Annotated in this window: 25 protein-coding genes; 14 read left to right on the top strand and 11 right to left on the bottom strand. The window is 41.6% G+C overall.

The window, feature by feature from the left end:
• Window positions 1-183: 183 nt before the first annotated feature.
• From AC0KVP_RS11415 to AC0KVP_RS11390, 6 genes are all read left to right on the top strand, one after another.
• The gene (locus tag AC0KVP_RS11415) at window positions 184-1107 is read left to right on the top strand and encodes a diacylglycerol/lipid kinase family protein (protein WP_473336761.1); all 924 of its coding nucleotides are present in this window, start codon (window positions 184-186) and stop codon (window positions 1105-1107) included.
• Window positions 1104-1880 (top strand): metallophosphoesterase family protein, encoded by a 777-nt coding sequence (locus tag AC0KVP_RS11410; protein ID WP_473336760.1) that lies wholly within the window; start codon window positions 1104-1106, stop codon window positions 1878-1880. The genes AC0KVP_RS11415 and AC0KVP_RS11410 overlap by 4 nt, the downstream gene beginning before the upstream one ends.
• A 194-nt stretch (window positions 1881-2074) precedes the next feature.
• Window positions 2075-2365 (top strand): co-chaperone GroES, encoded by a 291-nt coding sequence (locus AC0KVP_RS11405; RefSeq protein ID WP_010326285.1) that lies wholly within the window; start codon window positions 2075-2077, stop codon window positions 2363-2365.
• Between the two features lie 67 nt (window positions 2366-2432).
• Window positions 2433-4067, top strand: coding sequence for a chaperonin GroEL (groL, locus tag AC0KVP_RS11400; RefSeq protein WP_004694331.1), 1635 nt, complete (start codon window positions 2433-2435; stop codon window positions 4065-4067).
• 779 nt (window positions 4068-4846) lie between these two features.
• Window positions 4847-6112, top strand: a complete 1266-nt coding sequence (locus AC0KVP_RS11395) for an anaerobic sulfatase maturase (RefSeq protein WP_473336757.1) — start codon at window positions 4847-4849, stop codon at window positions 6110-6112.
• A gap of 121 nt (window positions 6113-6233) precedes the next feature.
• Complete coding sequence (locus tag AC0KVP_RS11390) at window positions 6234-7781, top strand: arylsulfatase (protein ID WP_473336755.1); 1548 nt, start codon at window positions 6234-6236, stop codon at window positions 7779-7781.
• A gap of 113 nt (window positions 7782-7894) precedes the next feature.
• Here AC0KVP_RS11390 and AC0KVP_RS11385 read toward each other — a convergent pair whose 3' ends face one another.
• On the bottom strand, window positions 7895-8371 hold the full coding sequence (locus AC0KVP_RS11385; protein ID WP_286406888.1) for a copper resistance protein NlpE: 477 nt from the start codon (window positions 8369-8371) through the stop codon (window positions 7895-7897).
• A gap of 277 nt (window positions 8372-8648) precedes the next feature.
• Between AC0KVP_RS11385 and AC0KVP_RS11380 the strand changes: the two genes are divergently transcribed.
• On the top strand, window positions 8649-9245 hold the full coding sequence (locus AC0KVP_RS11380; protein ID WP_010326291.1) for a 1-acyl-sn-glycerol-3-phosphate acyltransferase: 597 nt from the start codon (window positions 8649-8651) through the stop codon (window positions 9243-9245).
• 65 nt (window positions 9246-9310) lie between these two features.
• Here the strand turns inward: AC0KVP_RS11380 and AC0KVP_RS11375 are convergent, their stop codons facing one another.
• The 4 genes from AC0KVP_RS11375 to mrdA all read right to left on the bottom strand — a co-directional run bounded on the left by AC0KVP_RS11375 (window position 9311) and on the right by mrdA (window position 13367).
• Window positions 9311-9646, bottom strand: coding sequence for a hypothetical protein (locus tag AC0KVP_RS11375; RefSeq protein ID WP_010326292.1), 336 nt, complete (start codon window positions 9644-9646; stop codon window positions 9311-9313).
• 165 nt (window positions 9647-9811) lie between these two features.
• Complete coding sequence (locus AC0KVP_RS11370; RefSeq protein ID WP_473336752.1) at window positions 9812-10546, bottom strand: sulfite exporter TauE/SafE family protein; 735 nt, start codon at window positions 10544-10546, stop codon at window positions 9812-9814.
• Window positions 10547-10752: 206 nt separating this feature from the next.
• Window positions 10753-11319, bottom strand: coding sequence for a 16S rRNA (guanine(966)-N(2))-methyltransferase RsmD (gene rsmD, locus AC0KVP_RS11365; RefSeq protein ID WP_286406890.1), 567 nt, complete (start codon window positions 11317-11319; stop codon window positions 10753-10755).
• Between the two features lie 2 nt (window positions 11320-11321).
• Window positions 11322-13367, bottom strand: coding sequence for a penicillin-binding protein 2 (gene mrdA, locus AC0KVP_RS11360; RefSeq protein ID WP_473336750.1), 2046 nt, complete (start codon window positions 13365-13367; stop codon window positions 11322-11324).
• A gap of 241 nt (window positions 13368-13608) precedes the next feature.
• Here mrdA and AC0KVP_RS11355 point away from each other — a divergent pair, with 241 nt between their 5' ends.
• From AC0KVP_RS11355 to AC0KVP_RS11340, 4 genes are all read left to right on the top strand, one after another.
• The gene (locus tag AC0KVP_RS11355) at window positions 13609-14127 is read left to right on the top strand and encodes a hypothetical protein (protein ID WP_004980918.1); all 519 of its coding nucleotides are present in this window, start codon (window positions 13609-13611) and stop codon (window positions 14125-14127) included.
• Window positions 14128-14190: 63 nt separating this feature from the next.
• Window positions 14191-15507 carry a DUF445 domain-containing protein gene (locus AC0KVP_RS11350; RefSeq protein WP_332477496.1) on the top strand — a complete coding sequence of 439 codons (1317 nt, stop codon included), beginning with the start codon at window positions 14191-14193 and terminating at the stop codon, window positions 15505-15507.
• Between the two features lie 77 nt (window positions 15508-15584).
• Window positions 15585-16244, top strand: a complete 660-nt coding sequence (adk, locus tag AC0KVP_RS11345) for an adenylate kinase (RefSeq protein ID WP_004980915.1) — start codon at window positions 15585-15587, stop codon at window positions 16242-16244.
• An 82-nt stretch (window positions 16245-16326) separates the two neighbouring features.
• Window positions 16327-16524 (top strand): hypothetical protein, encoded by a 198-nt coding sequence (locus AC0KVP_RS11340; RefSeq protein WP_473336747.1) that lies wholly within the window; start codon window positions 16327-16329, stop codon window positions 16522-16524.
• 11 nt (window positions 16525-16535) lie between these two features.
• Here the strand turns inward: AC0KVP_RS11340 and nth are convergent, their stop codons facing one another.
• Together nth and AC0KVP_RS11330 are read right to left on the bottom strand one after the other, a co-directional pair.
• The gene (gene nth, locus AC0KVP_RS11335) at window positions 16536-17246 is read right to left on the bottom strand and encodes an endonuclease III (RefSeq protein WP_473336745.1); all 711 of its coding nucleotides are present in this window, start codon (window positions 17244-17246) and stop codon (window positions 16536-16538) included.
• A 3-nt stretch (window positions 17247-17249) separates the two neighbouring features.
• Window positions 17250-18044, bottom strand: a complete 795-nt coding sequence (locus tag AC0KVP_RS11330; protein ID WP_473336743.1) for an RnfABCDGE type electron transport complex subunit B — start codon at window positions 18042-18044, stop codon at window positions 17250-17252.
• Window positions 18045-18391: 347 nt separating this feature from the next.
• On the opposite strand from AC0KVP_RS11330, the gene gdhA reads away from it, so the two are divergent.
• On the top strand, window positions 18392-19735 hold the full coding sequence (gene gdhA / locus AC0KVP_RS11325) for an NADP-specific glutamate dehydrogenase (RefSeq protein WP_004980905.1): 1344 nt from the start codon (window positions 18392-18394) through the stop codon (window positions 19733-19735).
• Between the two features lie 75 nt (window positions 19736-19810).
• On the opposite strand, the gene AC0KVP_RS11320 is transcribed toward gdhA, so the two are convergent.
• From AC0KVP_RS11320 to rlmH, 3 genes are all read right to left on the bottom strand, one after another.
• Window positions 19811-20593: a DUF4377 domain-containing protein gene (locus AC0KVP_RS11320; protein ID WP_473336740.1), complete on the bottom strand. Its 783-nt coding sequence runs from the start codon at window positions 20591-20593 to the stop codon at window positions 19811-19813.
• A 141-nt stretch (window positions 20594-20734) separates the two neighbouring features.
• Window positions 20735-21511 carry a dioxygenase family protein gene (locus AC0KVP_RS11315; protein WP_473336738.1) on the bottom strand — a complete coding sequence of 259 codons (777 nt, stop codon included), beginning with the start codon at window positions 21509-21511 and terminating at the stop codon, window positions 20735-20737.
• 108 nt (window positions 21512-21619) lie between these two features.
• Window positions 21620-22102: a 23S rRNA (pseudouridine(1915)-N(3))-methyltransferase RlmH gene (rlmH, locus tag AC0KVP_RS11310; protein WP_473336736.1), complete on the bottom strand. Its 483-nt coding sequence runs from the start codon at window positions 22100-22102 to the stop codon at window positions 21620-21622.
• Between the two features lie 146 nt (window positions 22103-22248).
• Here rlmH and AC0KVP_RS11305 point away from each other — a divergent pair, with 146 nt between their 5' ends.
• Complete coding sequence (locus AC0KVP_RS11305; protein ID WP_473336734.1) at window positions 22249-23190, top strand: M28 family peptidase; 942 nt, start codon at window positions 22249-22251, stop codon at window positions 23188-23190.
• 76 nt (window positions 23191-23266) lie between these two features.
• The gene (locus AC0KVP_RS11300; protein WP_473336732.1) at window positions 23267-23452 is read left to right on the top strand and encodes a hypothetical protein; all 186 of its coding nucleotides are present in this window, start codon (window positions 23267-23269) and stop codon (window positions 23450-23452) included.
• On the opposite strand, the gene AC0KVP_RS11295 is transcribed toward AC0KVP_RS11300, so the two are convergent.
• A complete protein-coding gene (locus AC0KVP_RS11295) occupies window positions 23435-23815 on the bottom strand; it encodes a VOC family protein (protein ID WP_004980894.1) in 381 nt (126 codons plus the stop codon). The genes AC0KVP_RS11300 and AC0KVP_RS11295 overlap by 18 nt on opposite strands.
• Between the last annotated feature and the right edge of the window lie 39 nt (window positions 23816-23854).

The raw sequence follows: 23854 nt of genomic DNA, 5'->3' as shown, positions 1-23854 counted from the left end.
TTATATTTATGAGGATTATTCATTTAAGATATTAGTATTAAAATCAAATGTTTGCATTTATTTTGTGATTGAGATTTATTATTGATTAAATAAATGGTAGTCATTTGAATTTTACATAACAAAACTGTTAAGTGTTGAATATTTGGACAAAAATAGAGCAATTAGTTCAAGTTTAGGTGCAAAATGTCAGAGCAACTCAAACCTTTATCACTTATTTATAATAAAAAATCAGGTTTTCATGCCGCAAATAAAGATGAAGTGTATGAACAGTTGGTAGCCGATCTGAGTACCGCGGGGTTTGAAATACAGTCATTTGAGTTAAGTGAGTGCATAAACTTTGATCAGATGATGCAAGAGATTTTACTACGCCATCGTCAAGCGGAAAATGTAGGGGTCGTCGTTGCTGCAGGTGGCGATGGTACTTTAAATGCAGTTGCATCTAAATTGATGGGAACGGATATTCCCATGGGGATCTTGCCTCTAGGTACCTTTAACTATGTTGCACGAGTGTTGAATATTCCGTTGGACCTATTAGATGCAGCCAAAGCCATTAGTGAAGGGCAGCCACGTTCTGTACATGTGGCACAGTTGAATCAACATATATATCTGAACAATGCCAGTTTAGGGCTTTATCCTTTATTTATTCAAAAAAGAGAACAGTTTAATAAGTATTTTGGACGTTTTCCATTGCATGCGTATACCTCGGCATTGGATGTTCTCATCCGCGACCGTAAAGAGTTAAAACTTGAGGTAGAGGTGGATGGACAACGCTATCCAGTGAAAACGCCACTGATTTTCTTTGGAAACAATCAACTTCAACTGGCTGAAATGAAACTACGTATTGCTGAGGCGGCTGAAGCTGGGAAAGTGGCGGGGGTGGTGGTGGCAAAAAGTGATAAGCGGACTTTGTTCAAGACCTTATGGCAGCTGATTAAAGGCAATTTGGATCAGGCTTCCGATGTCTATAGCTTTGCAGCAGATGAAGTGATTGTTCATTCAAAGCGTAATAAGCTCACGGTTGCGGTAGATGGAGAAATTGTCACGATGGCACCACCGCTGAAAATTACAGTACGTAAGCATGCGCTGAATATCATGGTTCCCGCATGATTTTACATTTGTCGGATTTACACTTTGGGACCGAACGCGAAGCCTGTTTGCAGGCCATTCGTCAGTTATGTGAGGAACATCCTTTTGAAGCCGTAGTGGTCAGTGGGGACTTGACCCAACGTGCACGGTTTATTCAGTTTTATGCTTGTCGGCAGTTTTTAGACAGTTTAAAGCTGCCGTATTTGGTGGTACCGGGGAATCATGATATTCCGCTGTACCATGTGTGGAATCGTTTTTTCAGCCCCTTTGCACGTTATCAACTGTTTTTTGGGGGGATGGAAAACACCTTAGAAACTGAACATTTTTATGTCATTGGAGTGAATAGTATTCGTCGGCGTTACCACACGCGAGGGCATATTTCACTGAACCAAATTCAAGAGATTGACCTGAAGTTGCAGCAAGCACCTGCACACAAAATTAAACTGATCGCCGCGCATCAGCCTTTTTATACTCCGCCAGACCATAGTCATGGTGTGAAAGACTGTCCAATGCTTGGTCGTATTGCGTTGGAGCAATGGAGCCAACATGGTTTAAATGGACTCTTACATGGGCATTTACACCACGCTGCCGTTTATGATTTGAATCAGATTTATCAACTTGGGGTATCGCATCCTGTGCTGGATATTCATGCGGGAACGGCGACGTCTTATCGTTTACATGCGGGCTTGCCCAATAGCTTGAATATTATTTTGCCGAATGCCGATGTACAACATTTGAGCTTTAACGCTGAAACAAATCACTTCGAGTTGATGCAGCAAAATATGTCAGATTGAATTGAGTGTCTAAACTTTGATGAGGTTTGCTTAAAAAGAGCGCAAAAATATAAAAATATTTTGTGTTTGCCCTTGAAGCGTTTTATTCCATCCCCACAAAAGTGTCATATCAAAATTTTGTTGATGACCTAGGAATAAGAAGTCATCTTCACATCGTAAACAATGACATTTTGAAAATGTCTATGGAGCAAGAAATGAGCAAAATTCGTCCTTTACATGACAACGTTGTGATTCGCCGCGTAGAAAAGGAAACTAAAACTGCAGGTGGTTTAATTTTGAGTACTTCTGCTGCTGAACAGCCAGCTCAAGGTGAAATCATTGCAGTAGGCAATGGCAAAATTACAGACAATGGCGTTCGTGCTTTAGACGTAAAAGTGGGTGACAATGTACTGTTTGGTGCATATGCAGGCACTAAAGTTAAAGTTGAAGGCGAAGAACTTCTTGTGATGAAAGAGTCTGATATTTTAGCGGTTCTTGAAGGTTAATTCAGAACGTTCATTTGCTGTTTAAGCAATACAATTGATTAAAATTTAAGAATATTTGGAGTTTAGTATGTCAGCTAAAGACGTAAAATTTGGTGATTCAGCTCGTTCTAAAATGATTGCAGGCGTAAACGTGCTTGCAGATGCTGTAAAAGTAACTTTAGGTCCTAAAGGCCGTAACGTTGTGATCGACCGTTCTTTCGGTGCGCCGCACATCACTAAAGATGGTGTAACTGTTGCGAAAGAAATTTCTCTAAAAGACAAATTTGAGAACATGGGCGCTCAATTGGTTCGTGAAGTATCTTCTAAAACCAATGACATCGCTGGTGACGGTACAACAACTGCAACTGTACTAGCTCAAGCAATTTTAAATGAAGGCATCAAGTCTGTAACAGCGGGCATGAACCCAATGGACTTGAAACGCGGTATTGACCTGGCTGTTAAAGCATTGGTTGCTGAAATTAAAGCAACAGCAAAACCTGCTTCTGATACTAAAGCGATTGAACAAGTCGGTTCAATCTCTGCAAACTCTGACGAAACTGTAGGTAAACTCATTGCACAAGCAATGGAACGCGTAGGTAAAGAAGGCGTGATTACCGTTGAAGAAGGTTCAGGCTTTGAAGATGCTTTGGACGTTGTTGAAGGTATGCAGTTTGACCGTGGTTATATCAGCCCGTATTTTGCAAACAAACAAGATACATTAACGGCTGAACTTGAAAATCCGTTCATCTTGCTTGTTGACAAAAAAATCAGCAACATCCGTGAATTAATTACTGTGCTGGAAGCTGTTGCTAAAACAGGTAAACCACTTTTAATCATCGCTGAAGATGTTGAAGGTGAGGCTTTAGCTACACTTGTTGTTAACAACATGCGCGGAATTATCAAAGTATGTGCGGTTAAAGCGCCAGGTTTTGGTGACCGTCGTAAAGCAATGCTTCAAGATATCGCAATCTTGACGGGCGCGACTGTGATTTCTGAAGAAGTCGGCATGACTTTAGAGCAAGCTTCTCTTCAAGATTTGGGTACTGCGCACAAGATCACTGTATCTAAAGAAAACACTGTAATTGTTGATGGTGCGGGTGATGCAGCTCAAATTGCTGAACGTGTTACTCAAATCCGTGCGCAAATTGAAGAATCGTCTTCTGAATACGATAAAGAAAAACTTCAAGAGCGTGTTGCTAAATTGGCAGGCGGTGTTGCAGTCATCAAAATTGGTGCTGCGACTGAAGTTGAAATGAAAGAGAAGAAAGATCGTGTTGACGATGCGCTTCATGCAACGCGTGCTGCGGTTGAAGAAGGTGTAGTTGCCGGTGGTGGTGTTGCACTGGTACGTGCTGCAGCTGCGCTTGATGGCGTAAACGGTGCGAATGATGATCAAAATGTTGGTATCAACATTTTACGTCGTGCAATTGAAGCGCCACTTCGTCAAATCGTTGCCAATGCAGGTGATGAGCCTTCAGTTGTCATCAACGCTGTGAAAAATGGCGAAGGTAACTTCGGTTATAACGCTGCAACTTCTGAGTATGGCGACATGCTGGAAATGGGTATTCTTGACCCAGCGAAAGTAACGCGTTCTGCACTTGAGCATGCTGCATCTGTAGCAGGTTTAATGTTGACAACCGAATGTATGATTACTGACGTTCCAGAAGACAAGCCTGCAATGCCTGATATGGGCGGCATGGGTGGTATGGGCGGAATGATGTAAATTCCAACCCTAATTAAATAAATGTTTGTAATTTATTCATAGTTACTCACATATATTTGAAAAGAAAAAGGTCGCTCCATGAGCGGCCTTTTTTATTGAACTTTTTGATGTTTCTGACTGTGTGAATAAAAACAAAAGATAAGACGGAGACGAGTCAGCGCATTAGGTATAAATGGATCATTTAAAAATTCATTATCCAGCTTCTCAATTCTTAAAATAGTCTATGTCGAAGTTCTAAAAGTGAAGCTTCACATTTTATAAAATATGTCTAGTTTGGGTTCAACAGAATGGTGTTTAGGTTTGAAGGATGACGTAGTTCAAGTATATAACGACTATAAAAAATGCAATTACCATTCTTTTGAGTGGTTTTTCTATTTTCAAAGTTTGATAACGTGCTCTACCAAGCAATGCAACTGTGTGAGATGGGTCAGTATTTTTTAGCATGCCTAAATTGGAATTGGCTGTTGATTTTTACTCTTACACAGTAGCTTTGCTGATGAAAATTAAGCTTAGGGACAAGAAGAGAATGAATTATAAAATATTGAAATTATCAAAAGATTTGCAAGGTCATCTTATGGCAGCCTTCATGTTGCATGTTTAGCGGCAACAGTCACTCTGGTTAATCCATTCAAAACAAAAAATGGCTTGGGTCTTTAGCCGACTTTATGCAGTGAATGGAATGAAACTACCAGATCTCTTTTCGCAAAATAACTTGTGTACATGGTTTTGTACAGTTGTGAATTTGTGCCTGAATGCTGAAAAAAATGAGGACTCTAAAAATGCGAATGATACCTATACAAGCTGAATCTCCGCCTTTAAAAAGCCTGCAAGTGCAGGGACAAACATATCGCTATCACGTGATGGTCAAGCCCTCTGGCGCACAGTGTAACTTGGACTGTAGTTATTGCTTCTATTTGCATAAGCAAGATATGCTGCATCAACCGAAAACTCCGCGCATGACGGAGTCAATGCTAGAGCTTCATATTAAGCAATATATTGAAGCACAAACTGGGGATGAAATTGTATTTAGTTGGCAGGGCGGTGAGCCGACCTTAATGGGGGTGGATTTCTTTAAACGCGTGACTGCACTACAACATAAATATAAGAAACCCAATCAACGCATTGAAAATGACTTACAAACCAACGGTATTTTACTCGATGAACACTGGTGTGCCTTTCTAAAAAAACATGATTATCTTGTTGGCTTATCCATTGATGGTCCAGCCGATTTGCACGACATCCACCGTTATAACAAAGGTGGTAAACCTACCCATGCCAAAGTGATGCATGCTGCGCAACTACTGCATCAATACCAAATACGCTTTAACGCATTATGTGTGGTCAATCGCGATAACAGCAAACGACCGCTCGATGTGTACCGCTTCCTGCGTGATCAGGTTAAACCTTACATGATTCAGTTTATTCCAGGCATGGAAAGTGCGCAGTTCCAACAAACAGCGCCAGGACACTGGAATCCAGCCGATTTACCGAAACTAGGCAGTACCGCAGCACAACCCGGAACTATTGATTCCGTAGTAACCGACTGGTCGATTGCAGCGGATGATTGGGGGAGCTTCTTATCTACTGTATGGAAGGAGTGGTTTGCTCAAGACTTTGGACAAGTGTTTATCGATCAATTTGAGAATGTGATTTCGATGATGTTTGGATATGGCGCACAAAAATGTGTATCTGGACAGATTTGCGGGAAGTCACTCGCAGTGGAGCACAATGGTGATTTATTTTCCTGTGATCACTTTGTCTATCCAGAATATAAGCTCGGCAATATTCAAGAGACCCATCAGGGGGATTTGGTTTTTGCAGAGCGACAAAAGAAATTTGCCTATGCCAACTCAAACTCACTCCCAGAATACTGCCGCAAATGTCCATATTTACAACTGTGCTGGGGCGATTGTCCGAAAGACCGTTTCTTGAAAACCCCTGAAGGAGAAGTTGGCTTACATTACCTGTGCTCAGGCTTAAAGAAATTTTTTCATACCGCAACCACTTCCAAAAGTGAGATTGCGAAACGCTTACAACCACATTAAAAGAACCGTAATAACGTAGGGCAGGACGTCGCCCATAAATGATGAAGTATCAAATGATTGTGTGGATACAATTGTTTGAAAGTGAGTTTTTATCTGTTCCAAAAACTGTTAAGGAAAACATATGCGTAAAAAAATTATTGCACGTTCCATCGCTCTGGCAGGAGGGGCTTTGCTTTCAACCGCCCTGATGGCAAAAGCACCGAATATCTTGGTGATTATGTCCGATGATGTAGGCTGGCAGAACGTCAGTGCTTATAGTCATGGTGTGATGGGCTATGACACGCCGAATATTGATCGTATTGCCAAAGAAGGCATCATGTTTACCGATCATTATGCGCAGCCAAGCTCTACCGCTGGGCGTGCAGCTTTTATTACGGGTCAATATCCAATTCGTTCAGGTATGACGACAGTAGGTCGTCCAGGTTCGCCTTTAGGGATTAAACCAGAAACACCAACGCTGGCAGAAGTACTAAAACCTTTGGGTTATATGAGTGGTCAGTTTGGTAAAAACCACTTGGGTGACCGTAACGAACATTTACCAACGGTACATGGTTTTGATGAGTTCTTCGGTAATTTGTATCACCTCAATACTGAGGAGACTTTTGAGCAATTTGATTATCCAAAAGATCCAGAATTCCGTCAAAAATTTGGTACTCGTGGCGTTCTACACTGTTATGCAAACACTACAGATGATGAAACGAATGATCCGCGTTTTGGTAAAATGGGTAAGCAAAAATGTAAAGATACGGGTGAACTTTCGCGTAAACGCATGGAAACGGTGGATGATGAATTCATTGCAGCCAGCTTAGACTTTATGAAGCGCAGTAAAAAAGCAGACAAGCCGTTTTTTGTATGGTTAAACCCAAGTCGTATGCACATGTTTACCCATTTACGTCCTGAGCATCGTTACTTAGCTGCTAAAGCCACCTCAGAAGATGATTTATATGGCAGCGGTATGGTTGAACACGATATGCAAGTCGGTCAACTCTTGGATGATATGAAGAAGATGGGGGTGTTGGATAACACCATCATTGTTTATACCACTGATAATGGCCCTGAGCACAGTGCAAAAAATCATGGTGGAACCACACCGTTCCGTGGTGAAAAAATGACGACCTATGAAGGAGGAGTCCGTGTTCCAATGATGGTGCGATGGCCGGGACATATTCCTGCTAGACAAGTGAAGCATGGCATTCAGTCGCATATGGATCTGTTTACAACTTTGGCGAATGTCGCAGGGAATAAAAATGTAGTCGAGGAGATGAAAACCAATCGTAAGCAAATTATTGATGGTGTAAACAATATCGACTATTGGACTGGCAAATCAAAAGAGAGTATGCGAGATAATTTTCTGTACTATCATGAATCGATTTTACGTGCAGTTCGTATTAATCAATGGAAAGTTCATTTTGAAACCAGTGAAAATTATTACGACCAATATCAAAAGCAAAAATTTCCAGTGATGTACAACCTTCGCCAAGACCCATTTGAGACTTTTGATAGTATCAGAGACCGTTCAGATATTATTCAAACCAAACAATGGATTTCTGAACCCTTACAGGCATTACTGGGTTCACACATTAAATCTTTGATGGATTATCCACCGGTACAAAAAGCTGCAACACTTGATTTTAGCGAGCTAATTAAGAATATGCAGACTCAAAAGTAGTAAACTCTGGTAAAGGTGGCCGAAGTAATTCGGCTACCTTTTTGATGTTTGGGTGAAATTTTTGCTGTGATATATAAATAAGCAATTTAAATCATGCATGATGTTGCGAGTGTCTATTCTAAGGATTTGGTGAGTTTAAAGTTGGACTCAGGTTGATCCAGTACTTGACCTTTATCACCACGCATTTCAATAAATTGCGCACCAATATAATAAATACGGCTATCACCAGATGAGTCGAGCTGTATCAGTTGATCAGAGTCATTCAAAAATTGAAATGAACCTTTCACTTCATTGACATAATTATTATTCGATTTGCCTAAAAATTTTTGTTTCAGCACAAAATGATGATCTAAGGTCAGTTCAAGTTCAGTGTCGATCCCAGAACAATCATGACAGGGTAGAACCCCTTGATATGTGCCTACCCAATCTAAGGCATTTGCTGTGTCTGGTGCATCCATCACGGTTGCGCTAGCACTGTCGTCCAGAGATGCCGTGACATTGTGATCTGGTGGAGGATTGTTTTCATTTGGCTTTGAGCATGCAGTTAACATGGTGAAAGATAGGCATAGTGCTAAAACAGTCTTTTGCATATACAGCACCTGATATTATTCAATGTTTAGTTTTACACTACAGTAGTGCAGGAAATGAATCTGTGAAGATCTGTGAGTGCTTCTGTATCTTCAATAAAGAATACTATTCACGTATTTTTACCTTTAATCTCAAAGACCCTGTTTTTTCTTGAAATATTTGGAATTAAATAAAATATACGTTTATAGATTAATTGTTGTTTTATTGAGCGTCTCGCCGTGTATTTGATCAGCAGCATTGCTAGAATCGGCGCGGATTTTCAGTAATGTGGTATTTTTTGTGTTCGAAAAGCTTGCAGAACAAAGTTTAGCCTTAATGGGGTGGCAGATTGATAATCATTGGGATTTGAATATCGATCAATGTGTGATGATTGCAGCGCCACATACCAGCAATTGGGATGCGCTGTACGCTCGTTTGGCATTAAAGGCCTTAGGTGTGCATGTCCGTATCACTATTAAAGACAGCTATATGAAACTGCCATTTGGGCCATTTGTTCGTGCAATGGGCGGGATAGGTATTGACCGTCGTCCGAAGCATGAAGGTGAACCACGTCCAAGTATGGTGCAACTCATGAGTGATCTTTTTAAAGAACACCCTAAGTTGGTGATGTTGGTCACCCCTGAAGGGACACGTGCCAAGCAGGAACAGTGGAAAACAGGTTTTTACCATGTTGCAGTTAGTGCAGGTGTTCCAATTGCGTTGGCCTATATGGACTATGCGAAGAAAAAAACTGGAGTGGGTAAAATTATTTATCCTACTGGTGATTATGAAAAAGATATGGCTGAAATTATGGCATTTTATGCGCAAATTTCTGCTAAATTTCCTCAAGATTTCAGTGTCGATACTCGCTATCACAACGACTCAACTGTGTCTTAAATTCGAATCATATGAAATAAAAAAAGACAGCTTTCGAGCTGTCTTTTTTATTTGCTAATCGTATTTTAAGGACTTTGCTGGGGATTGGGTAAAACCCCACCTAGTGACTGGCATGCGGCCGTATAACTTTGTAGCTGTGTTTCAATCACTTCGGGCAGGGGCAGGTCAAAAATTTGATCGCCATGTTGATAGCTTTCTACATAGGATTGGGCTTTTTGTTTGCTGCTGGCAAGCACTTGTTCATGATAACTGGTCATACTGCTGTGGTCTGCCTGATCGCGCTCTATATTTTGACAGTCAAAAGATTGGAGAAGTTTTTCGGCTTGTTTTATTTCTTTGGATGAGCTTATGGAGCAGGCACTGATAAAGCAAATACTCAGTAGTGCAAGAGGCAGTTTCATATATGGTGAACGGTGGGTTTGAAGGTGTGCCAATTGTATAAAGATTTTTGGAGTTGGAGAAAGCCCAGTAGAGCTAAGTTGTTTAAAGATGAGCCTATTTTGACACAAAACACACAATTGCTGACCCAAGCCAATGCCAAAGTGCAGAGTCAGGTTTTTATAGCACTACAGAAAGCGATAGCTGATACATAGAAAACAGCCTGAACTAAACAATAAACCCAGTACCGTATGTTTGAACTGCCGCTCAGAAATTTTATAAAACAATTGCGCGCCGAGCATGGCAGGTAGACTCACACTCAAAAGTAAGATGCCCATATAGGGTAAATGTTGCAAGTTTAAATTTCCGCGGAGCAGATAGGTGAGTAAGGTGAATAGCTGAATGGCGAAATTAAAATGCCTTAAAATTGAGCGCTGTTGCTCTTTAGGAAGGTTTTTTAACATGACCCAAGCTGAAGGCAGTGAGCCACAAAAGCCTCCTAACCCATCCAATACACCTCCAAGAAAACCAATACTGCTATCGGCGTATTTTCCAGAGTTTTGAATGAAGTGAATCTGGGGATTAAGTAGCATCAATGGACACCAAAGAATCAGAAAAATTCCTAGAACCAGTTTAAAGGTATGTGCTTGAATGATGTCTAACAGATAGGTACCCAATGGAACGCCAATCAGACCTGCAAGGATATAAGGCGTAACAAGGCTTTTATCAAGTTGAAAGGCAGATTCCGACTTTAAGGAAATTAGGTGACTCCAGACTGAGGCGAACACCACCAAGGGCGCTGCGAGCTGAGGTGCCAAGATCCAGACCCAAAATGACATGGCAATTAAGGCAAATGCAAAGCCCGTGAGTCCCTGTACAAAACCCGCCACCATTGCACCTAAGATAAAGATCAACCAAGTCATATGCGATATATTTAAAATTTTAGCGAGTGTATGGTTTTTCGATCTGTCTACATAGTTTTAGACATGAAAAATGATTGAAACCTTAGCTTGATTTTGAATATGTATATTGATCTTCATACATAGCGTAGCTCAGAACCACACTAATATGCGCTAAGACCACTTTCTTTCGTGATGGTGTCAATCAAAAGGACATAAAAGTGTCTAGATTATGGGGAAACAACCACTTTCTTTTGATATAAACCTGCACGTACAGACCCAGCTTTGGTGTTCTTTATTTGAATCCAAGTGCTTGGAAGTTTTAACTGATTCAAATCTCGGTCGGCTTCCACATAAATATAGCCATTATTTTGAATCATCGGATCCGCCAAGAGGGCTAGTTCTTCCCATAGCTCTAGGCTATACGGCGGGTCTAAAAAGACCAAATCAAACTGTTCTTTTAAGGTAGGTAATGTTTGCTGTGCAGTCGCTACTTTTAACTGGGCACGAGACTTAGGGACTTTAAGGAGTTCCAAGTTTTTTGTTAAAAACTGTGCTTGATTGCGGTCAGGTTCAATTATCACTACTTTTGAGGCACCACGTGATAAGGCTTCAAATGCCAACGCACCCGAACCTGCACAAATATCCAAAACATTGGTGTTTTGCACATCCCACATGAGCCAATTAAACAAAGTCTCACGTACACGATCAGGCGTAGGGCGTAAACCTTCAATACTGGCAAAAGGCAATTGGCGACGTTTCCAGTCGCCTCCAATGATGCGGAGTTGATTTTTCATAGTTAGTCTGACTCCACAGGTACAGAAGGCGGTGTAGTTGAACTGCTTGTATTTGCCGTTGTTGAAGCGGGTGCTGTATTGGAAGTACTGGTTGGTGTAGCTGTACTTGTCCCAGTTGTGGTCGCTGGTGGAGTGCTACCACTTGGTAATTCACCCGGTTTAATCCCCGCTGTCATCAAGCCGCCACTAATTTGATGGTTTTGTGGACGAATTGGATGTTTATGACGAGTGAGCAGCCAGTAGTCTAAGATCGGACGAGCCAGCTGTGCCGCTGAACCACCATGACGACCATTTTCCCAAACCACTGCAATCGCAATTTCAGGGTTTTCCGCAGGTGCAAAGCCCACGAATAAACCGTGGTCTAACTGACGTTCGGTCAATAGGGCTTCATTGTAGCGTTTACCTTGAGCAATACTTTTGACCTGTGCAGTACCGGTTTTACCTGCAATTTTATACATTGGCGTGCGAATGCCACGTCCAGTCCCTGTTTCAATGACATCGACCATGGCATCACGCATTTGTATCCAGTCTTGATCGGTGCCATTGAACTGGATTCTGCCATCAGGTGCATTTAAGTCTTTATGTGGTTTTGCGCCTTTACTGGTTTGTAAAACATGCGGAATCACATGTGAACCATGGTTGGCGGTAATGGCTGTTGCCATGGCCAATTGCAGCGGTGTTGCTGTAAAAGCACCTTGTCCAATACTTACTGAAATGGTTTCCCCTTTGAGCCACTTGGCATCTCGGGTACGCATTTTCCATTCGGGGTTTGGGTAAAGGCCTGTACTTTCACTTGGTAAATCCACACCAGTTTTTTCACCAAAGCCAAACTGGCGCATCCATGTGTTCATTTTTTCAATGCCCATACGGAACGACAGAATGTAGAAGAAGGTATCGCAAGAGACCACTTGCGATTTATGCAAGTTGACTACGCCGTGTCCTGACTTTTTCCAGTCGCGGAATTTATGCGAATCGCCCGGAAGTGTGAAATAGCCATGATCGGAAATGGCCGTGCCCCAATCAATTAAGCCATAATGAATACCACCTAAACCAAACATCGGTTTAATGGTCGAGCCAGGTGGATAAGCGCCTTGCACAGCACGATTATATAGCGGTTGATCGAGGTTATCACGTAAACCACTATAGTCGGTATGACTAATGCCTGTGACAAACAGGTTAGGGTTAAAACTTGGACTTGAGACCAAGGCCAGGATTTCACCTGTACGTGGATCCATCGCCACGATTGCACCACGACGACCTGCAAGCTGCTCTGAGGCAACCGTCTGCAAACCATAATCGAGTGAAAGATATAAGTCATTACCACGAACGGGTTCTTTGCGGCCTAAATGGCGCAGCACGTTACCATGTGCATCGGCTTCGACAGACTCATTTCCTGGTACACCATGTAACAAATCTTCATAGGACTTTTCTACCCCAATTTTACCAATCAGGTTAGTGCCCGCATACAAATCTTTATTGATGCTATTTAATTCTTTATCGTTAATTCGACCCACATAACCAATCACATGGGCAAACAGCTCACCATGTGGATAGTAGCGCGTCATCTGAGTTTCGATATTAACCCCAGGGAATTGATATTTAACTTCGCTAAAGCGAGCAATATCGTTTTCATTGAGATTAAGTTTAATTGAAACGCGTTCAGTTTTACGTGAGGCTTTAATACGACTGTTAAAGCGCTCAATATCATCAGGGGTGAGTTCTAAGATTGGCGTTAAACGTTCAATTGTGGCATCAATATCCGTCACATCCGCTCGACTCATCGTCGCGGTAAAGACAGGATAGTTATCTGCCAACAGCACACCATTGCGGTCATAAATATAACCACGTGCAGGGGCTAAAGGTTGTAGACGGATACGGTTTTGATCGGATGCAGTTGAAAACTCATCAAATTGAACCAGCTGCAAATAGGCATAGCGAGTGACTAAAATCAGCAAGAAGAAAACCACAATACCCATGGAGATAAAGGTACGATTTCGAAAAATGCGCTTTTCTTGTTGGACATTTTTTAAAGGAAAGTGCTGTTTCATACCAAATCGACTTAAACACATGGATAAAGAGGAAAATACCTGCGCGCTATTCTAACGCATGTCACACTGTTTTGATATTTGTTATCGCTGCTTCTGCTTTTCATTTTTGCCTAAATTTTGACTTTATAGACATCAAAAATATAAATTGCTGTATATAAGTGTTTTATAAATTCTGCTACAGTCAAAATCCTGTAAAAAGGGACCAATTACTAAAATAACATTACGGATAATGGTGACAATAATGACAAGAATTTATCCAGTGTTGGCACTTGTTGCCTGTGCAAACGTAGCCTACGCTCAAGATAATTCCTTTTTGCCAGATGCAAAAATTCCTGCTGGCAGTGCTCAAACGTGGAATGTAGGGGCTGGTGTAACGCAGAAATTACTGCACACCAATCTGGAATGGGTCAATCCTTATGGCATTGCATACGCAAAAGCTGGGGTGTTTATCAATGATGATTACCCTGTAGGTGGTCAACTGGGTTTTAGATTTCCAGTGCATTTTACCGGTAAAGATAAAAATGGTTATTATCTCGGTGTTTATGCGGGGCATATTGACAGTAAGAAAGTGGATGGCGAGTACGAATCTCGCCTTGGTGGTGGTGTAGATCTTGCTTATGTGTTACTGAGTCCTGAACGAATCAGCACTTTCAGTGTGGGGATTGGTGCAGGGGAAAAACTCGAAGCCAAATCGGGCTATGTGGTTGCAGAAACTGAACCGAGACTACAATTTTCCTATACTCTAAGTTTCGGTTTATAGACACAATATCTTTTTTAAAACGCTATATAATTCAGTTAATAAAATTAAATATGGAAGTTATGCATGCTTGAGTACGTCAATCAGTTGTGGCAAACCTTTTTGAATCGACCCGATTTTTGGGCTGTACTCAGCATTATTCCTGTGACTGCTTTTGTGACTTGGGCGCACGTTTGGATGGCCCTGAAAATGGTCTTTTACCCGATTACATTTTGGGGTTTTCATATTGGGCCTTTGCCTGTGGGGTGGCAGGGCATTGTGCCTAGAAAAGCGGGGCGTATTTCAGGCATCATTACGGATAACACCTTATCTAAGCTTGGTTCTTTGCGTGAATTTTTAGATGCAATGGATCCTGAGGATATGGCGCGGATCATTGGTGAGCAAGTTGGTTTTGAACTTGAGCACCTGATTGATGAAGTCATGATTGACCGCAATGCAGTACTTTGGGAAAACTTACCTTATTCAATTAAGCGTCGAATTTATGCACAGGCACACAAACAGCTTCCGGCTGTGCTCAGAGAATTAGTGACCGAACTGACCATGAACGTCGAGTCACTTGTGGATATGCGCGATATGGTGGTCAGCCAAATGGAAGGTGACCGCAGGCTAATGGTTCGTATGTTCTTGAAAGTGGGTCAGAAAGAAATCAACTTTATTTGGCATATTAGTGCCCTCATCGGGATGTTCTTTGGTATCTTCCAAATGATTGTTTGGTTTGTGGTGCCATGGCATTGGACCGTGCCATTTTGGGCCGCGGTATGGGGCTTCTTAACCAACTGGATTGCGATTTGGATGGTGTTTAATCCAATTGAGCCACACTATGTTCGATATCTGCAACTGACTGAATTAACAAAAGATCGTAAGTTTCCATGGATTAAGCCTGTGATTCCGCGCATTGGTACTTATAATGTGCAAGGCGCTTTCATGAAGCGCCAAGAAGAAGTGTCTGATGTGTTTGCAAGTGTAGTCACAGAAGACCTGATTACGTTAAAATCCATCATGACTGAAATGATGTATGGCAATAAAAAAGACAAGACGCGTCGTATTGTTAAACGTCATATCAATCAAATCATGGAAACACCATTGGTGAGAACGTCTTTGCAACTGTCTTTAGGTCCACGTGAATACGCAAAACTGAAGACGGACTTGATTGATCGTTCAATTGAAATTACGATGGTGCCTGTATGCGACCCAGCGTTCAATGCGAGCCGTGCACAGAAAATCTATCAAATGTTTAGAGACCGTATTCGGGAGCTAACGCCGAAAGAATTTCAAAACTTATTACGTCCTGCATTTCAGGAAGACGAATGGATTTTGATTTTATTGGGTGGGGTAACAGGCTTCATTGCGGGTACAATACATTTGTTTGTAGCTTTCTTATAATTAGATGCTAAAAATATGTCGAATTTGTCGGCATGTATAAAGCGTCAAATATATTGTTTAAATGAGGATGTTTTTTTATGCGCATTATCTTACTCGGACCACCTGGAGCAGGTAAAGGTACACAAGCTCAGTTGATCTGTAAGCGCTACAATGTCCCACAAATTTCAACCGGTGATATGCTCCGTGCTGCAATTCGTGAAGGAACTGAACTCGGTCTACAAGCTAAAAGCGTGATGGACAATGGTGGTCTTGTATCTGATGAACTGATCATAGGTTTAGTGAAAGAACGTATTGCGCAACCTGACTGTGTAAATGGCTGTATCTTTGATGGTTTCCCACGTACTATTCCTCAAGCCGAAGCGCTTGAAAATGAAGGCATCAACATTGATCACGTGATCGAAATTGATGTACCTGACGAAGAAATCGTACAACGTCTTTCTGGTCGTCGTCAGCACCCTGCATCGGGCCGTGTTTATCACATCGTTTACAACCCACCTAAAGTGGAAGGTAAGGACGACGAAACTGGTGAAGAGCTGGTACAACGTCCTGATGACCAAGAAGCAACAATTCGTAAACGTTTAGGTTCATACCACACTGAAACTGAACAGTTGGTTGGTTTCTACCAAGGTCGCGCAGCGTCTGGTGAAAATGCACCAACCTATGACAAGCTGAATGGCTTACGTCCAATTGACGAAGTACAAGCAGATTTGTTTGCGATTCTTGATCAAGACAAATAATTGCATGTTTTAAACATGGCAATGTTTTGACATTGAAAGAGCTCTAAGTCATATTAGGGCTCTTTTTCTTGATCCTCTTAAAATGGAGTCGCGTGTGGCGCAAGTTGGAATCATTGTTTTAATTATTGTTGCTGCGGCGGTATTGGTGGGTTTGTTTTATATCAGTGTGAAAATGCTACGCGATGTCAGTAAACAAGAAAAAATGTCGAAGAAGCAACCAGAACGTCAGTTGCATCCGAAATTGCAGCAAGAGTTAAAAGATAAATCGAATCAAAAATAAAAAGCTGAACTTTAATGTTCAGCTTCTATCGTCTTTGTGGCAATACGTGCTGCACCAAATTCAAAACGATCTGGCCAGTTACACACATCTGAAACAATACACTCATGACATTTCGGTTTGCGTGCGATACAGCAGTATCGACCATGTAAAATGAGCCAATGATGCGAGTCAACAATAAATTCTTTCGGTATGACTTTCACTAAACGGTGTTCGACTTCAAGCACATTTTTGCCGACCGCTAAACCCGTACGATTGCCTAAACGAAAAATATGCGTATCGACCGCCATGGTCGGTTGTCCAAAAGCAGTATTTAACACCACATTGGCAGTTTTTCGTCCTACACCGGGCAAAGCTTCTAAATCGGCACGGTTGTTTGGCACGATGCTGTTATGTTTTTCAATCAGTATTTTACAGGCTTTAATGACATTCTCTGCCTTCGCATTATATAAACCTATGGTTTTAATATAGGTTTTTAAACCATCGACCCCTAAGGCATAAATAGTTTCAGGTGTATTGGCGACTGGAAAGAGTTTATCTGTAGCTTTGTTCACACTCACATCCGTCGCCTGAGCAGACAAGGTCACAGCCACCAACAGCTCAAAAGGACTCGAATAATTCAATTCAGTTTTGGGATTTGGACGTTGCGCGCGTAAACGTTGAAAAAAGATTTGAATTTGCTTTTTGGTCATGTTTTTTACGGGTTTTCCGCTTGTCGTTAGCATGTTTTAAGCTCCCTGTAACAGATCAAGCTGTTGGGTTAAGTCATCTAACAACAGACGTTTTTTCGCATCTTCACGAACACTGAGCTGCTTTTCTAATTTTTTAATTTGTACACGTAATTTCGCCAACTCAATGGTGGATTTTGCATCGAGCTTTGCTGCCATTTCTGTTTCTTTTTCAATGATCTGAATATCAGGTACAGCATCGTTCTGTGCTGAAAACTGCGCAAATAACGCCGTATCAATTTCTGCACGAACCACTGGACCTTTACGGTGTAGACGCTGTTTTTCCTCACGTTGAATGTGTGCGTAATAGCGTTGTCTTAAATCATCTTGCTCAGCTTTACGCAAGATTTCCGTCGGTATGACGTTTACATCTGGAATAAGGTCGATACAGTCAACAGGACAAGGTGGGATACACAGTTCACAGCCTGTACACAGGTCAGTCAAAATACTGTGCATAAGTTTACCCGAGCCAATAATGGCATCTACAGGACAGGCACTAATACATTTGGTACAACCAATGCATTCATCCTCACGAATGATTGCTTTCATTCTCTGTGGGCGGCCATCGGCTTGAATAGGCCAAACACTTTCTTCTGCAATTAATGCTGGTCGGTTTAGCAACTGAGCCAATGCATCGGCTACAGGCTGCCCGCCGGGTACACATTTATTGGCTGCTTCACCTTCGCTGATGGCTTGGGCATAAGGCAGACATCCATCACGATGTCCGCAGAGTCCACATTGGGTTTGGGGGAGGAGAGCATCGATATTTTGGATCAGGGAAATGTGCGAATTCATGCGTAAACCAATCCTGCAACTGAATTTGCAGAGATATTAGGAGAAATAGGTAGATCACTGAATTTTACCATGTTTTTTTTGAATAATCCTGTGTTCTAAAATGGTTCATTAACTGCATCATTTTTGAGCAAAAAAAGATTTTAAGCCTGTGTTTTCATTGGTGTTTTTTTATAACAAATTTCTAGGTATATTTTATATAAATAATTGTTATATAAATGATAAATATGTTTTTTTATAGAAATGTGTTGTGAATTGTTGGTAAAAGATATTTAATTGTTTGCGCCAAAATTTAACATTGTTTATAAAATTTGACCAATTTTGATCCATTTTCTGCTGAGGATTAAGCGTTGAAATATAACAGCCTTAATGAGTTTTTAGATTACGTGAAAACACGTGATGAACATCAACCCGAATTTCTACAAGCGGTAGAGGAAGTCATGACCAGCCTTTGGCCGTTCATTGAAAAAAATCCTCGTTATGCAGACCACGGTTTGCTGGAGCGTTTAGTTGAGCCAGAGCGTGCGATTCAATTCCGTGTTTCATGGGTGGATGATCAAGGTCAAACCCATGTAAACCGTGCTTTCCGTGTTCAATACAACTCGGCGATTGGTCCATTTAAAGGTGGTATGCGTTTTCACCCATCGGTGAATCTCTCGATCCTAAAATTTTTAGGCTTTGAGCAAACCTTTAAAAATGCGTTAACCACACTGCCAATGGGCGGTGGTAAAGGTGGTTCAGACTTTGATCCTAAGGGTAAGTCTGAAGGCGAAATTATGCGTTTCTGCCAAGCGCTAATGATTGAGCTATACCGTCACCTTGGTTCAAATACGGATATCCCTGCAGGTGATATTGGGGTGGGTGGCCGTGAAGTGGGTTATATGGCTGGCATGATGAAGAAGTTGAGCAATGACACTTCATCTGTGTTTACGGGTAAAGGTTTAACCTTTGGTGGTTCTTTGGCGCGTCCTGAAGCAACGGGCTACGGCACAGTGTACTTTGCTGAAGAAATGCTGAAAACACGTGGCGACTGCTTCCAAGGCAAAACAGTCACGATTTCTGGTTCGGGTAACGTAGCACAGTACGCTGCTGAAAAAGCAATGTATCTAGGTGCAAAAGTCGTTTCATTGTCTGACTCTGCGGGTACGGTATATGTAAAAGCAGGCTTTACCGATGCTTTACTTGCTGAAGTGATGGAACTGAAAAATGTGAAGCGGGGTCGTATTTCTGAGTTTGCGTCTAAGCATGGCTTTGAATACTTAGAAGGGCAGCGTCCATGGTCTATTCCATGTGATATCGCACTGCCATGCGCAACTCAAAATGAGTTAGATCAGGCGGATGCTGAAGTACTCCTTGCAAATGGAGTGATTTGTGTCGCTGAAGGGGCAAACATGCCTTCTACCTTAGATGCAGTTGAAAAATTCGTTGAAGCGAAAATTTTATACGCACCAGGTAAAGCATCGAACGCGGGTGGTGTTGCGACCTCTGGCCTAGAAATGTCACAAAATGCTTTGCGTTTGGGTTGGACTTTTGAAGAAGTCGATGAGCGCTTACATGCGATCATGAAAGAAATTCACCGTAACTGTGTGAAATACGGTACGCAAGCAGATGGTACTGTGAACTATGTCAATGGTGCGAACATTGCAGGTTTTGTAAAAGTTGCAGATGCAATGCTAGCTCAAGGTGTGTTCTAAGTTTTATACACTTAGATAAATGACCAATAAAAAACCGAGGCTTTAGGCCTCGGTTTTTTATTGGTCATTGAACGATTACAATGAACCTTTTACCGCTTCACGTTCAATAATCATGTCTTGAACATAAGCATATTTTGATTGGTCAGCCGCAGGGTTGGCAATTTCAAAACGTTTAACACGTACGATTTGACGCTCTTTCGGATTGTGGGTGAAACCATCGATATGGTTATAGAATAACGTCCAGTCTTTATCGACCTGCGTTTTTACGCCATTTTCAGCATATTTAATTTCACGAACTTGTAGGCATTCCATACGGGCAACACCTGCAGAACATGTTTTGGTCTCTGGTGAAATTTCTAAGAAAACAGTTTCACCTTGGCTTTGATATTTCGATTCAGCAGTTTGGTTACCTGTGAATACAATTTTTTCACCTTTTGCCGATACCACGGTTAGTGTTGGTGCATCAAGATCATTAAGATTTAAAACAAACGGTGCTTTACGGTTGTCAAATAAATCTGCTGCAACGCCTTCTTGAGCCATGGCTTTTGGTTCACATGCCATTTGAGTCGCCATCAGGTTACCCGTCACGATTTGATTATTCTCAACTTTCCAACTGGTACCCATACCGTTACAACTGGTTGCCATGCCTAAGCGACCTGCTTGTTTGTCAAAGTTTAAAACCAAAGGTTTAGGCGCATCTGCGGTGTTCGCGCTCCAATGGTAATTTGCGAGTGTTTGATCTGCATTTTGTTGTTGTAGTACAGACACAGCCAAATCTCCTACTTTTTGAATATCCGATGATTGGCAAGCAGCCAGTGCGAGTGGGAAAAGGGCAATCGCTAAATATTTTAATTTCATGGGTTACAAGTTCTTGATTTTAAATAACAAGATATATGATATCCGAAGTTCTTTTTAAAAGAATGGATACATTCGGTTCTTTTGGGTTTCAAAATGTATCCATAAATATTTTTTTGTTAATATATAAGTAAAATTTATACATTAATCGAAGCGGTAAATGTCCATGCCCAGTGCACCCATGGTAAAACTGCTATGTACAATATTAAAACGATGACCTGTACCCATCGCAAAGAATATTGGGGCAAAGTGTTCCAGCGTTGGGTGGTTACGACGGACAAAAGGAATCGATTCCCAGTCTAAAATGGCGTCAAAGTCCTGATGGCTAAGTTTCGCGACCACATGATTACGAAACATCGACGCCCACTCAGGTACCGCTTGTGACTGACCATGCCAAGACAATTCGGCTAAGTTATGGGTAATACTCCCTGAGCCAATCAGCAGAACCTGCTGCTCGCGTAGTGGCGCAAGGGTTTGTCCAATTTTATAAATCTCCTCTGCCGACAGATTCATCGGGAGTGAAATTTCCACCACAGGGATGTCTGCATCTGGATACATATGGAGTAAAGGCATCCAAACGCCATGATCACGCGGACGGGAGCTGTTTGCATGAGCTGAAAAACCCGCTTCTGCCAATAAATGTAGAATTTCTTCGGCTAAAACAGGCTGACCGGGTGCTGGGTAGCGAATGTCATAAAGCTCAGCAGGAAAGCCTCGAAAGTCATGCCATGTCTCAGGACGTACTCCAGTACTTACTTCAAGTGAGTTACTTTCCCAGTGTGCGGACATAATCACAATTGCTTGTGGTGTAGGCAAGTTTAGGCCCAAACGATGTAACGCAGACCCAACTTGCTCTGGATTCAACGCAAGCATGGGTGAGCCATGAGAAATGAATAAGCCGGGTAGCGTTTGTAAGTTCATTGTGAAAGCCTAATAAGGGAAGATGAAAGGAATTTTGTCAGATTCTCATCATCTGTGTAATGGGGGAAATATCAACGTATTGTTCCAAAAAAAGAACAATACTTGAGCTTAACCTGCACGATGATAAGGGTGATTATGGTTAATACTCATCGCACGGTAGAGTTGTTCAATCAGTATCACGCGAACCATCGGATGAGGTAAGGTCAGTTTGGATAAAGACCAATGCCAAGCAGCTGCTTTACGTACTGCTTCAGAGTGACCGTCAGGCCCACCAATTGCCAGTACAATATCATTGCCCTCAAGCATCCATCCTTTCATGGTTTCTGCCAGTTTTTCGGTGCTAAACTCACGACCACCGACTTCCAAAGCAATCAGTACTTCGTTGCCTTTCATCGCATTTAAAATGCTATCACCTTCAATTTGACGGTATTTTAAAATATCTGCTTCTGAATCATTTTTACCGCGCTTTGCCATTGGCAGTTCAATAATCTGCGTTTGCACAAAAGGTTGAATACGTTTGAAATAATCTTCAAAACCAGTCAGTACCCATGCAGGCATTTTTTGACCAATGGTCAGAATACGGATTTTCATAATGGGTCATGTATAAGGAGATGATTCATTATAACGGTGAAAGTAAGGCTTTGCAGTGAGACGAAACAAAATGCAATTGAATTCACTGAACTAATGTTGCTTAATTCAACAGATGAGAGGAATAAGAAATACTTGGAATAATAACAATGTGGCTCAAAACTTTAAAAAAACAGGCTTTTTTGTTGATTGTTGTACTGGGTACTTTCACAGGGCAGGTGTTTGCAAACAACGTCAAAATGGCTGATGAACAAAACCTACAAGTTTATTTGGAGCAAGTGATTGGTCAGGGCAAAGCACGTAACTATAAAAATCTTGATGAACTGAACCGTGTCTCTGCATGGATCAAAGAACAAATGCGCTTATTGGGCGTTCCGTGTCACTATCAAAACTTTACGGCCAATCAGCAAATCTACCGAAATGTAGTGTGTAGTTTAAACGTCGGACGGGCAGACCGCGTGATTGTTGGGGCGCATTATGACGTCTTTGGCGATCAAGATGGTGCAGATGACAATGCCTCTGGTGTTGCCGGCGTGATTGAAACGGCGCGTATTTTGGCAGAGCAAAAGTCTAAACTGCCTAACAATGTGGACTTTGTGTTCTATAGTTTAGAAGAACCACCGTTTTCTAAAACTGAACAAATGGGCAGTTATGTGCATGCGAAATCGGTTCAGTCACAAAAAGATAAGATTAAAGGTGTGTATATTTTAGAAATGATCGGGTTCTTTAGCGAACAACCCATCCAAAGCTATCCTGTGGGCTTAAAGTGGATTTATCCAAGCCATGGTAATTTTATTGCGACAGTGAGTAACGTGAGCTCACGTGACTTAGGCGCAGGCTATTGTACAGCGATGCAGCAACTTGATCAGCTGGAATGTCAGCGTTTGGTTGCGCCGAGCTTTGCCAATGCTTTTGATTTTTCAGATCATTTGAATTATTGGGAGTTTGATATTCCCGCAGTGATGATTACCGATACGGCATTTTATCGAAATGGTCACTACCATACCAAAGCAGACCGCTTAGCGACGTTGAATTTGACCAAAATGACGAATGTGATCGATGGGCTGGTACAGCATTTATTGAAACCTTAAGGTATTTTGAGCAATAAAAAACGCAGTTCCCAAGTAGCGAGAACTGCGATAAAAGGTCATCCGTCTGGAGAATCAGATGACCATGCAATTTCAAATCATCAATAAAAGAAACATACAGCGCGTATCTGTTCTTATTATTTATATCGGGCTTTTTATCGATTTTTCAAGTCTGAGTCATGATAGAGGAAAAGGTTTAATACAAAAATTCAAACAAGCTAAGCAAAAATTTGGAGTTTCATCCGTTTCACGTCATGGAATGTAGGCCAATCATATTTCCTTCGCTATCAAAGGCCAGCACAATAAAACCATATTCACCAATGGCCGTTTTTGCTTCATGAATTTTTCCACCAGACTCAACAAGCCGGCTCGCTTCATTCGCACAATCATCACATGAAAAATAGATTAAGGTACTGTTTCCTCCTGCGGATAGGCCTGGCATTTTCACCAGTGCACCTGAAGCGCCATAGGCTTGCATGTCTGAGGGGAAAGCCCACATTTGCAGTGAGTTATCATCCGCTGGTGGAGTTAATTCAGTTAATTGAATATTAAAAACAGATTCATAAAATTGTTTGGCACGAGATAAGTCATCCACATAAATTTCAAACCAGCCAATCGGGTTTTTCATTTTAGTTGTCCTACATCTATCCCTTGATCAAATTATTGT

The sequence above is a fragment of the Acinetobacter sp. DL27 genome (genome assembly GCF_055810995.1).
The sequence above is the reverse complement of the archived record's forward strand: the minus strand, read 5'-3'. Positions and strand labels throughout refer to the sequence as shown.

Coding starts and splice junctions, on each gene's coding strand:
- AC0KVP_RS11415 (WP_473336761.1), top strand. CDS start 184: ATGTCAGAGCAACTCAAACCTTTATCACTTATTTATAATAAAAAATCA.
- AC0KVP_RS11410 (WP_473336760.1), top strand. CDS start 1,104: ATGATTTTACATTTGTCGGATTTACACTTTGGGACCGAACGCGAAGCC.
- AC0KVP_RS11405 (WP_010326285.1), top strand. CDS start 2,075: ATGAGCAAAATTCGTCCTTTACATGACAACGTTGTGATTCGCCGCGTA.
- groL (WP_004694331.1), top strand. CDS start 2,433: ATGTCAGCTAAAGACGTAAAATTTGGTGATTCAGCTCGTTCTAAAATG.
- AC0KVP_RS11395 (WP_473336757.1), top strand. CDS start 4,847: ATGCGAATGATACCTATACAAGCTGAATCTCCGCCTTTAAAAAGCCTG.
- AC0KVP_RS11390 (WP_473336755.1), top strand. CDS start 6,234: ATGCGTAAAAAAATTATTGCACGTTCCATCGCTCTGGCAGGAGGGGCT.
- AC0KVP_RS11385 (WP_286406888.1), bottom strand. CDS start 8,371: ATGCAAAAGACTGTTTTAGCACTATGCCTATCTTTCACCATGTTAACT.
- AC0KVP_RS11375 (WP_010326292.1), bottom strand. CDS start 9,646: ATGAAACTGCCTCTTGCACTACTGAGTATTTGCTTTATCAGTGCCTGC.
- AC0KVP_RS11370 (WP_473336752.1), bottom strand. CDS start 10,546: ATGACTTGGTTGATCTTTATCTTAGGTGCAATGGTGGCGGGTTTTGTA.
- rsmD (WP_286406890.1), bottom strand. CDS start 11,319: ATGAAAAATCAACTCCGCATCATTGGAGGCGACTGGAAACGTCGCCAA.
- mrdA (WP_473336750.1), bottom strand. CDS start 13,367: ATGAAACAGCACTTTCCTTTAAAAAATGTCCAACAAGAAAAGCGCATT.
- AC0KVP_RS11355 (WP_004980918.1), top strand. CDS start 13,609: ATGACAAGAATTTATCCAGTGTTGGCACTTGTTGCCTGTGCAAACGTA.
- AC0KVP_RS11350 (WP_332477496.1), top strand. CDS start 14,191: ATGCTTGAGTACGTCAATCAGTTGTGGCAAACCTTTTTGAATCGACCC.
- adk (WP_004980915.1), top strand. CDS start 15,585: ATGCGCATTATCTTACTCGGACCACCTGGAGCAGGTAAAGGTACACAA.
- AC0KVP_RS11340 (WP_473336747.1), top strand. CDS start 16,327: ATGGAGTCGCGTGTGGCGCAAGTTGGAATCATTGTTTTAATTATTGTT.
- nth (WP_473336745.1), bottom strand. CDS start 17,246: ATGCTAACGACAAGCGGAAAACCCGTAAAAAACATGACCAAAAAGCAA.
- AC0KVP_RS11330 (WP_473336743.1), bottom strand. CDS start 18,044: ATGAATTCGCACATTTCCCTGATCCAAAATATCGATGCTCTCCTCCCC.
- AC0KVP_RS11320 (WP_473336740.1), bottom strand. CDS start 20,593: ATGAAATTAAAATATTTAGCGATTGCCCTTTTCCCACTCGCACTGGCT.
- AC0KVP_RS11315 (WP_473336738.1), bottom strand. CDS start 21,511: ATGAACTTACAAACGCTACCCGGCTTATTCATTTCTCATGGCTCACCC.
- rlmH (WP_473336736.1), bottom strand. CDS start 22,102: ATGAAAATCCGTATTCTGACCATTGGTCAAAAAATGCCTGCATGGGTA.
- AC0KVP_RS11305 (WP_473336734.1), top strand. CDS start 22,249: ATGTGGCTCAAAACTTTAAAAAAACAGGCTTTTTTGTTGATTGTTGTA.
- AC0KVP_RS11300 (WP_473336732.1), top strand. CDS start 23,267: ATGACCATGCAATTTCAAATCATCAATAAAAGAAACATACAGCGCGTA.
- AC0KVP_RS11295 (WP_004980894.1), bottom strand. CDS start 23,815: ATGAAAAACCCGATTGGCTGGTTTGAAATTTATGTGGATGACTTATCT.